This is a genomic window from Vibrio sp. 1-1(7), assembly GCF_013048485.1.
Classification (GTDB): domain Bacteria; phylum Pseudomonadota; class Gammaproteobacteria; order Enterobacterales; family Vibrionaceae; genus Vibrio; species Vibrio fujianensis.
Genome location: NZ_VHSP01000001.1, coordinates 71,954 through 85,249, shown reverse-complemented (window position 1 = coordinate 85,249; position 13,296 = coordinate 71,954). Strand labels below are relative to the sequence as shown.

Genomic DNA, 13,296 nt, shown 5'->3' with positions numbered 1-13,296 from the left:
GACCAGAAAGCATGATCTCACCGGAATAATTGAGTAAGATATCACTCTTCGCTCCCGTGGCACAGCAGGATAGCGCGGCCCCCTCCTAAGGGGCAGGTCACAGGTTCGAATCCTGTCGGGAGCGCCATACTTACCAAATGGGTTAACCTATAACTGCGTTAACCCATTTTCGCACAATTCTGACACGCTTCTGATGTACTATACTCTTATTGTTTTAGACTAATGTCTCTGTACCGATTACTATTGCCACTCAGTTATTAACAAAACACTCTATAGCGATAGGTATGAAAAAAAGTAACCTAGAAACGAATACTGGCCATCGCTTTATCTCAAAAGCGAAAACTGCTTACAAAATTCATATTCATACGCCCGATGATGCCGTTTTGCATCGGTCAGTCGGTTATATTCGTATCGGAGAAAAAAAAGGCTTAAAAAAAGCGATTAAGCTACGTAATGAGCTAGGTCGTGAAATGTGGGGAAAATTTTGGCGGCAAATTCTTAAAGATCCTTATTTAATGACTCGGCTTCCTCATAGCTTGGAACCAAAGATTATTTATAAGCCTCGCCCGACCAAAGAAAACCCTGATTATCGTGACGCTTGTTATATTGCCGCCTGGCGTAGTTACGATAACGCTGGGAACTGTGCATTTAAAAGCGTCGTTTGCTCCATTAAAAGGCACGGAAAACTAGCGGCCTATACAAAAACCAAAAAAGCATTACTGGATGCTCATAAAGACTATCTCGATATTCTTATCTATATGGGACGTTTAAATAGCATTGATTTAAAATAGACAAGCAATGCTACTGGTTACCAATAAAATAAAAAAGCTCACTAAAGTGGGCTTTTTTATTTCGAGAAAACCGTAGCCATCGCTACGGTTTCAATGAGGAAAGAGGAAATTATGCGTTCGCTTCACGCTCAGTAATAAAAGCCAATGCCATTTGAATACGTTTCACTACACGCTCTTTACCGATCAAATGCATAACAGCATCAACCGAAGGTGATTGACCACCACCAGTCACCGCGACTCGCAACGGCATCCCAATTTTGCCCATACCAATCTCTAGCTCTTGACAAACCTCAGCAATCACTTGATGGAGCTTTTCAACACTCCACTCCGTTAGCGCTTCAATTTTGCTTAAAGCTAGCGCAAGTGGCTCTTTAGCAACGCCACGTAAATGTTTTTTCGCAGCATTAGCCTCAAATTCATTAAAGTCTTGATAGAAATAACGAGATTGTTCGGCAAGTTCAACTAAGGTATGGCAACGCTCGCCAACCAAACGAACGATATCGGCCAAGGCTGGGCCTTGGTTTTTATCAATGCCTTGCTGAGTAAAGTGCCACTCAAGGTGCTTTGCCACATACTCAGGATCAGACGTTTTGATGTAGTGGTTATTTAGCCATAACAATTTATCGGTATTAAAGGCAGATGCGGATTTAGATATCGCATTTAAACTAAAGAGGTTGACCATCTCTTCGCGAGTAAAGATTTCTTGATCGCCATGCCCCCAACCTAAGCGCACAAGATAGTTGATTAAAGCTTCAGGGAGATAGCCTTCATCACGATACTGCATCACAGAAACCGCACCATGACGTTTAGACAATTTAGCCCCATCATCGCCTAAGATCATCGCACAATGGGCGAAAGTAGGAACCGTCGCCCCCATTGCTTTATAGATATTAATCTGACGAGGAGTATTATTGATATGATCTTCACCGCGAATCACGTGTGTAATACCCATATCAACATCATCGACCACAACACAAAAGTTATAGGTTGGTGAACCGTCTGTCCGGCGAATGATTAAGTCATCGAGTTGATCATTACGAATTTCAATCCGGCCTCGTATTTGATCATCAAACACCACGCTACCATTTTTCGGGTTACGGAAACGAATCACGCAAGGATCGCCCTCTTTAGCCGCAGCATTCACAGCTTGAATTTTAGGGTGATTTGCATCATAGCGAGGAATTTCTTTATTCGCTTCTTGCTCTGCGCGAATTTCATCCAGCAGCTCTTTTGAGGCATAACATTTGTAGGCTTTGTCTTCCGCTAACAATTGGTCAACCACTTCGTTATAACGATCAAAACGTTTGGTTTGGTAATAAGGCCCCTCATCCCACTCTAGACCAAGCCACGTCATTCCCTCAAGAATGGCATCAACCGCAGCCTGAGTTGAACGTTCTAAATCGGTATCTTCAATGCGTAGCACAAATTCACCACCTTGGCTTTTCGCATATAACCAAGAATAAAGAGCTGTACGCGCCCCGCCTACGTGTAGATAACCTGTTGGGCTAGGAGCAAAACGAGTTTTAACCGTCATTATTTATTACCTTTTTCTGAAACTTCAGCCGAATAGTTGGCATGAGCGAAATTTTGTGCGCCATTCTATCACTCCCATTGCATAGACCCAAGAAACTTCCAGAAACTCGCTTGACCTTACCGCTAGGTTAAGGTTTATCCTTACCTCAATATTTCGGAGGAATGACCATGAACCACTATGCTTTACCGTTATCTGGGCTGAATTGCATGGGATGTGCCCGTAAGCTTGAGCGTCAACTAGAGAGTGACTTTACGGTTCAAATCCATTCGCTATCGCCCACATTTATTGAATTGGATACAGAAGTTTCACTTGATAATGTCGTGGATAGCATTGAATCGTTAGGCTATCAAACCGCCCAACCTACACACTTTTACTTAGCTGGTCTTAACTGTGGTAAGTGCGTCAAGAAACTCACCACAGCGCTGAGCCAAGAGCCACGGATTGCTCGGTTGGATATCACAAAGACAACGCTCAGCTTAGTCACGACACTCTCTAACGCAGAGGTTATCGACAAGGTGCAGCACGTTGGCTATCAGGCAAGATTGCAATCCAAGGATAAGGGTACAGTGGAAGCTGAACTCAACTCGGCACAACAGGTATCACCACTCACCACATCGCATATTGAAGCTCAACCAGACATTAGTAAGGTCAGCGACCATTTACTGATTCAGGGGATGACTTGTGCCAGTTGTGTCGCTTCGGTGGAAAAGGCATTAATGTCTGTCTCCGGTGTCCAAAAAGCTCAAGTCAATTTAGCCGAGCAAAGCGCACTCGTCATCAGTGAGCACCCGCTTACCGAACAACTGTTAGCCGCAGTGAAACAAGCGGGCTATCAGGCAGAAGCCATTGACGATCCCAATCAGCAACAAGCGAAACAGCAATTACAATTAGCCGCTTCGCAACGTGAGCATAAACGCAGCGCTATTCTGGGTTTACTGCTGGGTGCTCCACTGATGGCTTGGGGAGTCTTGGGTGGCAGCATGATGATTACAAGCAGCAAAGACCAAATTGGTTGGGGTATCGTTGGGCTTACCTGTCTCGCTCTGCTCGCCAGTGCCGGACGCAGCTTTTATGTCAATGCTTGGCAAGCCTTAACTCATCGCCGAGCCACCATGGATACTTTAGTCGCCTTAGGTACCGGCTCTGCTTGGTTTTACTCCATGTTAGTGGTGAGCTTTCCTCACTGGTTCCCGATGGCGGCGCGTCATGTTTACTTTGAAGCTTCTGCCATGATTATTGGGCTTATCTCTCTCGGTCACTATATTGAAGCCAAAGCAAAAGCCAGAACCACGCAATCACTGCAAGCATTAATCAATTTACAGCCACAACAAGCCACCCAAGTGACCGAAAACGGTGAGCGGATCATTGCGGTAGCAGACATCTCTCAAGGAATGACTTTACGTATCAAACCGGGAGAAAAAGCCCCAGTTGATGGCATGGTGTTAGAGGGGGACTCATACGTAGATGAAGCGATGCTGACCGGAGAGCCGCTGCCGGTTCATAAGCAAATCGGAGACTCGGTATCCGCAGGCACCATCAACCAAGACGGCAGCTTATTGATCCAAGCGACAGGTATTGGTTCACAAACCATGCTAGCTCGCATCATTCAAATGGTTCGCCAAGCACAAAGCAGTAAACCGGCCATTGCCAAATTAGCTGACCAGATCTCTGCGGTCTTTGTGCCGGTGGTGGTCGCCATTGCGCTCTTTTCTGCCGCCATGTGGTTTTGGTTCGGCCCGGACCCTAAAGCCAGTTATATGCTGGTGGTTGCCACCACTGTACTAATCATTGCTTGCCCGTGTGCGCTTGGTTTAGCCACTCCACTATCGGTGACCGTTGGCGTAGGTAAAGCCGCAGAAATGGGCATTTTGATTCGTGACGCTAACGTTTTACAATCGGCCAGTAACATTGATACGGTCGTCTTTGATAAAACCGGCACATTAACCCAAGGCAAACCGAGCGTACAAGAGTTGCTCTGCCTTGAAGGGGATGAATCCACCTTATTGAGCCTCGCCTTTGGACTAGAGCAACACTCCGAACATCCATTAGCTAAAGCAATTTGTGATTATGCCAAGCTGCAGCAAGTGAGTGCAGCCCCAATTGAGCAATTTGAAAATCAACGCGGTAAGGGGATAAAAGCCCAGTATCAAGGGGATGAGATAGTCATTGGCTCTTTACCTCACATGCACTCTCTCGCCGTTGATCTCACCATCGCGCAGCAAGCCATCGACACTTTTGCTAAACAAGCGTGGACACCGGTAGCCATTGCGCGCAATAATCGCTTAATCGGGTTGATTGCGATTGCCGATCCTATAAAAGGCAGCGCCGTTAAAGCCGTTCGAGCACTCAACGAAATGGGTATTCATAGCGTTATGTTGACGGGTGACCAGCAAAGTGTTGCCGATGCGATAGCCAAACAGTTAGGCATTGCTCAAGTGATCGCTCAAGTGTTACCCGATCAAAAAGCGCAACATATTCAAGCATTGCAACAGCAAGGGCGGCATGTTGCGATGGTAGGAGACGGTATCAATGATGCGCCAGCGCTAGCACAAGCAGACATTGGAATAGCCATGGGTAGCGGCAGTGATGTCGCTATTGAAAGTGCGCAAATGACCCTCTTGAACTCCTCACCACTAGCCGTGGTGAATGCCATTGAACTCTCTAAAGCCACGTTGAAAAATATGCGTCAAAACCTCTTTGGTGCCTTTATTTACAATACACTTGGCATTCCGATTGCCGCAGGGGTGCTTTATCCTACATTTGGTTTTTTACTGAGCCCCGTTGTTGCCGGAGCCGCCATGGCGCTTTCTTCTATTACTGTGGTGAGCAATGCCAATCGACTACGCTTAGTTAAAACCCGTTTTGATGATTAATTGGTGTAGGGTGATCACAAAGGTAGCTATCGAGTTGATGTCTTCCTAAGTTGTTAAGCCTTGGCTTAACATAAAAAAGCCTCTCACACGTGAGAGGCTTTTTTGATTGTGAAATGAACTCAATGTATCGAGTGATTATTCAATCATCGTAACACGACTTGCTCGTTGCCCACTGGCAGAGAGTGAACGAATCCACACTTTACCATTGACTTTAGGGGCATTCGCCGCATCAAAGTTCTGCCATTGCTCACCATCGAATGAATATTGCAACGTCACACCGGGGAACTGAACGTTCATGGCCAAATGTCCGTTCTTAATCACCGCTCCAGGAACAGGGAGGCGATAATCAATGCCTGCTTTTTCCAATTTTGCTAACTCACGTTGCCCAACCACATTGGCAAAGCGATTCCAGTCCGCCGTTAACGCTTTTTGGTTAACACGAGAGGTTTGCTGTGAGTATTCAACATCGACTCGGTAGCGATTCTCCCAACTGGCTTGGTGCCAAGCTCGCTCAGCGGCAGCCAATACGCGAGGAAAGACCATATATTCATATTGCTCATCATTGCGTACCGTTTCAGACCAAAGCTGGGCGGAGAGGCCATAGAATGGTTTCGCTTTCACTTCCCCTTTACCACTGAACCCATTGCCATCACGATCCAGTGAGGTTTCAGCATTTTGTGGCAAGTTCTCTGGTGCAAAACTAAACATTTTACGCGTATCGGTAGCACGTGTTGCCCAATAATAGCCCCGCTCTTTAGGGTCCGCTTCATAGGGCATATCCATATAAACATAGTCAGGGTTAGAAATAATCACATCATAATCTTTCTCGGCCCATTCATAAGCGGATGATGTTCCTCCCCAATACAAGACATCCCAGAAATTGACTCGCGTGCTCTGAGTGGCAAATGACTCCGGACTATCACTGTATTTCAATCCATCCTGCCAAGCTTGAAAGTGGGGAATTCCTTGTTGATTCACAAGCTTCGACACTTGTTCAGCAAAATGGCTAGGTAAATGAGCAAAATCACTCACTTCACCACTCGCGATCATTGCCTGACACTGTGGAGATTGAGCAAATGGTTTATCCTGCGCTGAAAGATCAATATTGCCTTTCCAACTCACTTTATCGGTCTCATTAACATCTTGGAAACCGGCACCCAACTTAATATTTTTCGCTTCATCACCACCAAAATGCCAAGTGGTTAACGGCATTCCCACTTGCTGGTGCATGGCAGCAATTTCACTGATCACTTTATCCACGAAGCGCGTCGATGAATCAAGGCAAGGGTTAATGAAACTTAAACGATCATAGAATTGCACTGTAGTCACATTTGAGGTGTCTTGTGGATCCAACAAACGGTACTCATTGGCTTCCGCTTCTTTTCCTGCTTGCATTAAACGCTGATAACGCGCTTCCATCGAAACAACAGCTGCACGTGCGTGAGCAGGCATATCGATTTCAGGAATCACTTCAATATGACGCGCCTTCGCATATTGCAAAATCTCAATGTAGTCCTCTTTACTGAAATAACCCGAACCAAAATTATCGCTTGTTGGCCCAGAACCTAACTGCGGTAATAGACATTCTGTCTCGGTTAAATCAAAACAGCGTTGCCCACCAATATCCGTTAATTCAGGTAACCCTGGAATTTCGATTCTCCACCCTTCGTCATCAGTAAGGTGTAGATGCAACTTATTCATTTTATACGCAGCCATTTGATCTAATGTCGCTAAAATTGCTGATTTACTATGGAAGTTGCGGGCAACGTCAATCATGATGCCACGATAATCAAAACGAGGGGCATCTTGAATAAAAAGTTGCGGTAATGTGTCTGGTTGCTGGCTATCAATCAACCCCAAAATTGATTGTACGGCATAAAAAGCCCCTGCTTGGTCAAAGGCATGAATGACGATACCTTTATCATTAATACGCAGTTGATAGGCTCCTGACTTAGCCAACGCTCCACTAAATGACTTTGGTGTCACAGCAATAGAAACCGGAAGTGAACCATTCACATTCAGGCCAACCATCATCGCTCGTCTTTGAATGGCAGTAAGTTGTGCCTCGTCAAAAGCCGCTTTGGGCAGTGCTAAACCTGCCGAGATAGCTAAATTTCCATGACCTTTTTCCACTTTCATGGGGGTCGGTAATAAGGAACTTGACACATCTTGCAAAGTGACATCAGCGTTTTTTTCAAAACGAGTCAACGCATTCGCAAAGACATTATTATCGCTAGGGGTACGTTTTAGATTATTTCCGGCTAGCCCACTTACAAAACTATCCACCTCCTCAGTATTGAGTGAAGCAATCACTTTGGGTTCTGCATTCGGTGCCGTGATAAAAGCACGAGGCATAAAGTCTGTTTCAAACAGCTGCCAATATTCACCAATCAGAGGAAGCGTAATGGTTTCTCCCGCAGCAAAACCAGTAAATAACTCGGTGGGTTCCAGTTTATGTAAATCTCCCGTAACACGGGTCACTTTAAATTGATCACTGTCTACATCTAAAATCAAACGAATACTGTGAAAGTAAATGGCCCAATCTTTTGAATCAACCGCGTTACCTTGGTTTGCCAAAGTCATATTTACTTTATTACAAGAAGCCCACTCAGCGCCCAATGCTTGGCATTCAAGTCCTTCATCCGCACCATGGTTGGTGAAAACGGTATAATAAATATCTAGGTTATCCGCGAGTGAATTAACGACAGACTGGTTTGATGAGTTCATCATTGAGCAACCAGCTATAGTTGCTATCACTGAAACGGCAATCACACTCTTGTTCAACATAAGAAATACCTTACTTTTAGGTTGAAAATGGATGGGATGGTCATATCCCTTCACATCTCACGACGACATCAGCCAATGGCTACACTTGATGACGTTCACCATAACGCGAGTTATTTCTAGGCGTAAAATTAATCAAACCATGAGGTGATCAAGTTCAAAATTTAGCATTTAAAATAAAAATAAAATCATTAATATCAAAAGGTTAACCAAAATGTCAAAATCGACATTTCTATTTTGACGAGATTAATTGGATCAAAATCACATAAATAAGGCCCATTTCAATCCTTGGTGTGAAAAAATTCATCTTTCGCCATGAATACCGCCAATCAAGTTCGAGAAGATAAACGCTAATTTGTGACAAACATCGAACATTTATCTTCGTCAAATTTGTTTAAACTCCGCTAAAGTAACGTTTTTGTCGCACATAAATACTTGAGTCTGTCAGTCACTCTCTAGAAACTTAAAAGCCTCAGTCTTTCGACTGAGGCCTAAAGTAGTGGTCGGTGAAGAGCCTAATTTGAAATATCAGGCGAACCCCCGACCCTCTGTCAATCACTCTCTACAAACTTAAAAGCCTCAGTCTTTTGACTGAGGCCTAAAGTAGTGGTCGGTGAAAAGCCTAGTTTGAAATATCAGGCGAACCACCGCCCCTCTTTCAATCACTCTCTAGAAACTTAAAAGCCTCAGTCTTTTGACTGAGGCCTAAAGTAGTGGTCGGTGAAGAGCCTAGTTTGAAATATCAGGCGAACCACCGACCCTCTGTCAATCACTCTCTACAAACTTAAAAGCCTCAGTCTTTCGACTGAGGCCTAAAATAGTGGTCGGTGAAGAGCCTAATTTGAAATATCAGGCGAACCACCGACCCTCTTTCAATCACTCTCTACAAACTTAAAAGCCTCAGTCTTTCAACTGAGGCCTAAAATAGTGGTCGGTGAAGAGGGATTCGAACCCCCGACCCTCTGGTCCCAAACCAGATGCGCTACCAAACTGCGCTATTCACCGACAAGTTTTTTTTTAGAAAATCCGACAAGAGGGTCGCCCTCTGGTCCGCTATTCCTAAAACCGGAGATGCGCTACCAAACTGCGCTATTCACCGACAAGTTTTTTTTAGAAAATCCGACAAGAGGGTCGCCCTCTGGTCCGCTATTCCTAAAACCGGAGATGCGCTACCAAACTGCGCTATTCACCGACAAGTTTTTTTAGAAAATCCGACAAGAGGGTCGCCCTCTGGTCCGCTATTCCTAAAACCGGAGATGCGCTACCAAACTGCGCTATTCACCGTTTACCAGGCGTATGGTACCCATTCTGTTTCGTTAAGCAAGTCCTTTTCTTCTTTTCTCTATCTTCCGTATGTAAGACAAACAAACACCAGCAAAATGTGATTAAATACACAGCAAAAGAAACACAATCACAACCTGTGGCATACAATTGATCCAGATCAGGGTTGAAAATTTAGTCATATTTTAACGTATTTTCGTCTTCAAAAACGTTGCCGATAATCTAGACATCTGACTTAAACGCTTATTGAGTCGTACAGTAAAGCGATTAGAGCCGTTGGTCTAGTGCTGTTTCTCACAGCTTTTACCTCGGCAATGTCATGAACGACAAATCTCCTCACTAGATCGCTTAGCACCTATAAACTGATGCTATGCACCGGAGTAGATCGCCTGTCTACTCCGTTTTTTTATTTTTTTCTTTGGTCATCTTCCTGTTTGAATCGGTATAATCATCTCATTGAATGACCCTTTTCAGGCACTATTATGTCTCATGATGATGATTTAGCCTTGTTTCAGCAAATGATGGGAGATGTAAAACCCCTCACACATGACGTCGCTGAACTGAAAAAAGGCCATACGGTTACTGATGCGCAATTAGCAAAGCGTCAATCCGCGATCGCCCTTTCCGAACACAATCCCGATTATCTTTCGATCGATTCTGCTCCGATGCTAAAACCCGATGACGTAGTGGAATACAAAAAAGATGGGGTACAAGATGGTGTGTACAAAAAATTACGATTAGGTAAATACCCCATTCAGGCGAGGCTAGACTTACACCGTAAAACACTAAAACAAGCGCGGGACGAGGTCTGCCATTTTCTAGCCCAATGTATGAGGCTGGATATGCGAACGATCTTAATTATACATGGACGAGGAGAGCGCTCAACTCCGCCCGCAATGATCAAAAGCTTTGTCGCTCATTGGTTAACTCAAATTGATGAAGTGCAATGTGCTCATAGCGCACAACGTTTCCATGGCGGGACTGGGGCTGTCTATATCTTACTTCGAAAAAGTCGCCATCAAAAAAATGATAACCGAGAGCGCCACCAAAAACGACTTGGTTAACCGGTAATAACTGATAAAATACGACCCCTCACGTAGATAATATTATTATTTTGATTGACCACTCCGTTGCGAAACGTTAGGAGCCACCATGACACCCCATGAAAAACGCTTAAATAAATACATCAGTGAAACAGGATTTTGTTCACGCCGAGAAGCCGACAAATTAATAGAACAAGGCCGAGTCACCATTAATGGGGAAATTCCCCAGATGGGAACAAAAGTCACAGAGCAAGATACTGTCTGTATTGATGGCAATCCGGTCGGCTATAAAGAAAAACCCATCTACATTGCGTTAAATAAACCAACAGGGATTACTTGTACCACGGAACAAGATGTGCCCGGAAATATTGTTGATTTCATTGGCCACAGCAAACGTATCTTTCCTATTGGCCGTTTAGATAAACCCTCAGATGGATTAATCTTTTTAACCAATGATGGGGATATTGTGAATAAAATTCTCCGCGCAGGGAATAATCACGAAAAAGAGTATGTAGTGCGAGTCAACAAGCCGATCACCGAGCAGTTTATTCACCAGATGGCCAGCGGTGTGAATATTCTCGATACTGTGACGCTTCCTTGCAAAGTCACCCAAGAAACAAAATATGCCTTTCGCATTGTTCTCACTCAAGGCTTAAACCGGCAAATTCGTCGTATGTGTGAAGCGTTAGGGTATGAAGTATTTAAATTGCGCCGGGTGAGAATCATGAATATTACTTTAGAGGGTATTCCTAACGGACAATGGCGTTATTTAACAGAAGCTGAAGTCAATGAAATTTTAGCCATGTGTGAAGGATCAATCAGTACCGAAGAAGCATCTCGAACAGGCAGTAAAGGGCAAACTATCCCAAAAGCAACCAATGCCAAATTATTTGATAGCCGAACCACCAAGCCGGTTACACATCGAACCTTTAAAGGGCGAGATGCGCATGAACATCGTCATGGGCCTAATACGAAAAATGGGCGTGAAAAATGTAAACCGCATCGTGATTCATCAACAACAAACAATAAAGGCACATCGAAAAATATCACCAGAAAAAGTGGCACACTGCGTCTAAATAAATAAGCTCGCTGAATGTTGAGAAGAGGAACCAATAGTGCCTCTTCTTTACAAGAATACTTTACAAGAATACGAAATTATTTCGTCCCGAAGATCTTATCCCCAGCATCCCCTAAACCAGGAACGATATAACCTTTGTCATTGAGTTTTTCATCAATAGCCGCCGTGTACAACTCAACATCAGGGTGTGCTTTGGCCAACGCTTCAATACCTTCAGGCGCAGAGACTAAAACCAAGACCTTAATTTGGTTGCATCCTTTCTCTTTAAGTAGATCAATCGTGGCAATCATAGAACCGCCGGTGGCAAGCATTGGGTCAACCACCATCGCAATGCGCTCTTCAATATTGGAAGCCAGTTTGTTGAAGTAAGGTACTGGCTCTAATGTTTCTTCGTCTCGATAAACTCCCACCACACTAATACGAGCACTTGGAATATGTTCCAATACACCATCCATCATTCCCAATCCAGCCCGTAAAATAGGCACTACGGTGACCTTCTTGCCTTTAATTTGATCCACTTCAACAGGACCGTTCCAGCCGTCAATAGTTACTTTTTCTGTTTCAAAGTCAGCAGTCGCTTCATAAGTAAGTAGGCTCCCAACTTCGGTGGCTAACTCACGAAAACGTTTCGTGCTGATATCACCTTCTCGCATCAGACCAATTTTATGTTTTACTAGAGGGTGTTTTACTTCAACAACTTTCATTTCCATCTCCGGCATAATTTAAATAAACTTTCAGATTATACACTCATTTATTGCGGTTTTCCGACCTAAAATCTTGATAAAAATCTGACGCAAACGTTTTCCTTTTTGGTTTAAGCCTGTAGAATAGCCTCGTTTTCATATCCAACTAGATCGAGGACTTTCCCCGTGAGCGGTAACAACACTTCTCTTAGCTACAAAGATGCTGGCGTAGACATCGATGCAGGCAATGCGCTTGTTGAACGAATAAAAGGAGCAGTCAAACGCACTCGTCGCCCTGAGGTCATGGGCGGTATTGGTGGTTTTGGTGCCCTATGTGAACTGCCAACTAAGTATAAACAGCCCGTTCTCGTTTCAGGAACCGACGGAGTTGGAACCAAATTACGACTGGCTTTGGATATGAAAAAGCATGACACGATTGGGATTGATTTAGTCGCCATGTGTGTCAATGACTTAATTGTACAAGGTGCAGAGCCACTCTTTTTCCTGGATTATTATGCCACGGGAAAATTAGACGTAGAGACAGCAGCAGATGTCGTTTCTGGTATTGCTGATGGTTGTGTTCAAGCGGGCTGCGCTCTGATTGGGGGCGAAACCGCAGAAATGCCTGGAATGTATGAAGGCGAAGACTACGATGTCGCTGGCTTTTGTGTCGGAGTAGTAGAAAAAGAAAACATCATCGACGGTAGCAAAGTGGCTGCAGGAGATGCATTGATCGCCGTCGGTTCAAGTGGTCCGCACTCAAATGGTTACTCTCTGGTTCGTAAAATTCTGGAAGTGTCCGGTGCCGATAAAAACGAAATGCTGGAAGGTAAAACGATCGGCGAACACCTGTTAGAACCGACTAAAATCTATATTAAATCAGGATTAAAACTGATTGCTGAACACGATATTCACGCCATTTCGCACATTACTGGTGGTGGTTTCTGGGAAAACATCCCTCGCGTATTACCTGAAGGAGCAAAAGCAGTGATTGATGGCAACAGTTGGCAATGGCCTGCCATTTTCACTTGGCTACAACAAAAAGGAAATGTGACAACACGCGAAATGTATCGCACCTTCAACTGTGGTGTCGGACTAATTATTGCCCTACCAAAGAATCAAGCACAAGCAGCGGTCGAGCTGTTACAACACCAAGGCGAAAACGCATGGATTATCGGTGAAATAGCCTCGGCACAAGCGAATGAAGAGCAAGTAGAGATCAAATAATT

Annotated in this window: 8 protein-coding genes and 2 tRNA genes; 6 read left to right on the top strand and 4 right to left on the bottom strand. The window is 44.4% G+C overall.

Annotation, left to right across the window (positions count from 1 at the left end; translation table 11 throughout):
- Positions 1-50 precede the first annotated feature (50 nt).
- Together FKN05_RS00405 and FKN05_RS00400 are read left to right on the top strand one after the other, a co-directional pair.
- A tRNA-Arg gene (locus FKN05_RS00405) sits at positions 51-127 on the top strand.
- A 157-nt stretch (positions 128-284) separates the two neighbouring features.
- The gene (locus tag FKN05_RS00400) at positions 285-791 is read left to right on the top strand and encodes a Fe3+-citrate ABC transporter substrate-binding protein (RefSeq protein WP_099611591.1); all 507 of its coding nucleotides are present in this window, start codon (positions 285-287) and stop codon (positions 789-791) included.
- Between the two features lie 109 nt (positions 792-900).
- Here the strand turns inward: FKN05_RS00400 and gltX are convergent, their stop codons facing one another.
- Complete coding sequence (gene gltX, locus FKN05_RS00395) at positions 901-2,325, bottom strand: glutamate--tRNA ligase (protein WP_099611592.1); 1,425 nt, start codon at positions 2,323-2,325, stop codon at positions 901-903.
- A gap of 167 nt (positions 2,326-2,492) precedes the next feature.
- Here gltX and FKN05_RS00390 point away from each other — a divergent pair, with 167 nt between their 5' ends.
- A complete protein-coding gene (locus FKN05_RS00390; protein WP_170886564.1) occupies positions 2,493-5,198 on the top strand; it encodes a copper-translocating P-type ATPase in 2,706 nt (901 codons plus the stop codon).
- A 135-nt stretch (positions 5,199-5,333) separates the two neighbouring features.
- Here the strand turns inward: FKN05_RS00390 and FKN05_RS00385 are convergent, their stop codons facing one another.
- Entirely contained in the window at positions 5,334-7,985 is a 2,652-nt protein-coding gene (locus tag FKN05_RS00385; RefSeq protein ID WP_170886562.1) for a beta-N-acetylhexosaminidase, read from the bottom strand.
- Between the two features lie 925 nt (positions 7,986-8,910).
- Positions 8,911-8,987, bottom strand: a tRNA-Pro gene (locus FKN05_RS00380).
- A gap of 758 nt (positions 8,988-9,745) precedes the next feature.
- On the opposite strand from FKN05_RS00380, the gene smrA reads away from it, so the two are divergent.
- Positions 9,746-10,327: a DNA endonuclease SmrA gene (smrA, locus tag FKN05_RS00375; protein ID WP_099611594.1), complete on the top strand. Its 582-nt coding sequence runs from the start codon at positions 9,746-9,748 to the stop codon at positions 10,325-10,327.
- Between the two features lie 88 nt (positions 10,328-10,415).
- Complete coding sequence (rluF, locus tag FKN05_RS00370) at positions 10,416-11,390, top strand: 23S rRNA pseudouridine(2604) synthase RluF (RefSeq protein WP_170886560.1); 975 nt, start codon at positions 10,416-10,418, stop codon at positions 11,388-11,390.
- A gap of 71 nt (positions 11,391-11,461) precedes the next feature.
- Here the strand turns inward: rluF and upp are convergent, their stop codons facing one another.
- The gene (upp, locus tag FKN05_RS00365; RefSeq protein WP_099611665.1) at positions 11,462-12,088 is read right to left on the bottom strand and encodes a uracil phosphoribosyltransferase; all 627 of its coding nucleotides are present in this window, start codon (positions 12,086-12,088) and stop codon (positions 11,462-11,464) included.
- A 165-nt stretch (positions 12,089-12,253) separates the two neighbouring features.
- Here upp and purM point away from each other — a divergent pair, with 165 nt between their 5' ends.
- Positions 12,254-13,294 carry a phosphoribosylformylglycinamidine cyclo-ligase gene (gene purM, locus FKN05_RS00360; protein ID WP_170886557.1) on the top strand — a complete coding sequence of 347 codons (1,041 nt, stop codon included), beginning with the start codon at positions 12,254-12,256 and terminating at the stop codon, positions 13,292-13,294.
- Positions 13,295-13,296 lie beyond the last annotated feature (2 nt).

Coding starts and splice junctions, on each gene's coding strand:
- FKN05_RS00400 (WP_099611591.1), top strand. CDS start 285: ATGAAAAAAAGTAACCTAGAAACGAATACTGGCCATCGCTTTATCTCA.
- gltX (WP_099611592.1), bottom strand. CDS start 2,325: ATGACGGTTAAAACTCGTTTTGCTCCTAGCCCAACAGGTTATCTACAC.
- FKN05_RS00390 (WP_170886564.1), top strand. CDS start 2,493: ATGAACCACTATGCTTTACCGTTATCTGGGCTGAATTGCATGGGATGT.
- FKN05_RS00385 (WP_170886562.1), bottom strand. CDS start 7,985: ATGTTGAACAAGAGTGTGATTGCCGTTTCAGTGATAGCAACTATAGCT.
- smrA (WP_099611594.1), top strand. CDS start 9,746: ATGTCTCATGATGATGATTTAGCCTTGTTTCAGCAAATGATGGGAGAT.
- rluF (WP_170886560.1), top strand. CDS start 10,416: ATGACACCCCATGAAAAACGCTTAAATAAATACATCAGTGAAACAGGA.
- upp (WP_099611665.1), bottom strand. CDS start 12,088: ATGAAAGTTGTTGAAGTAAAACACCCTCTAGTAAAACATAAAATTGGT.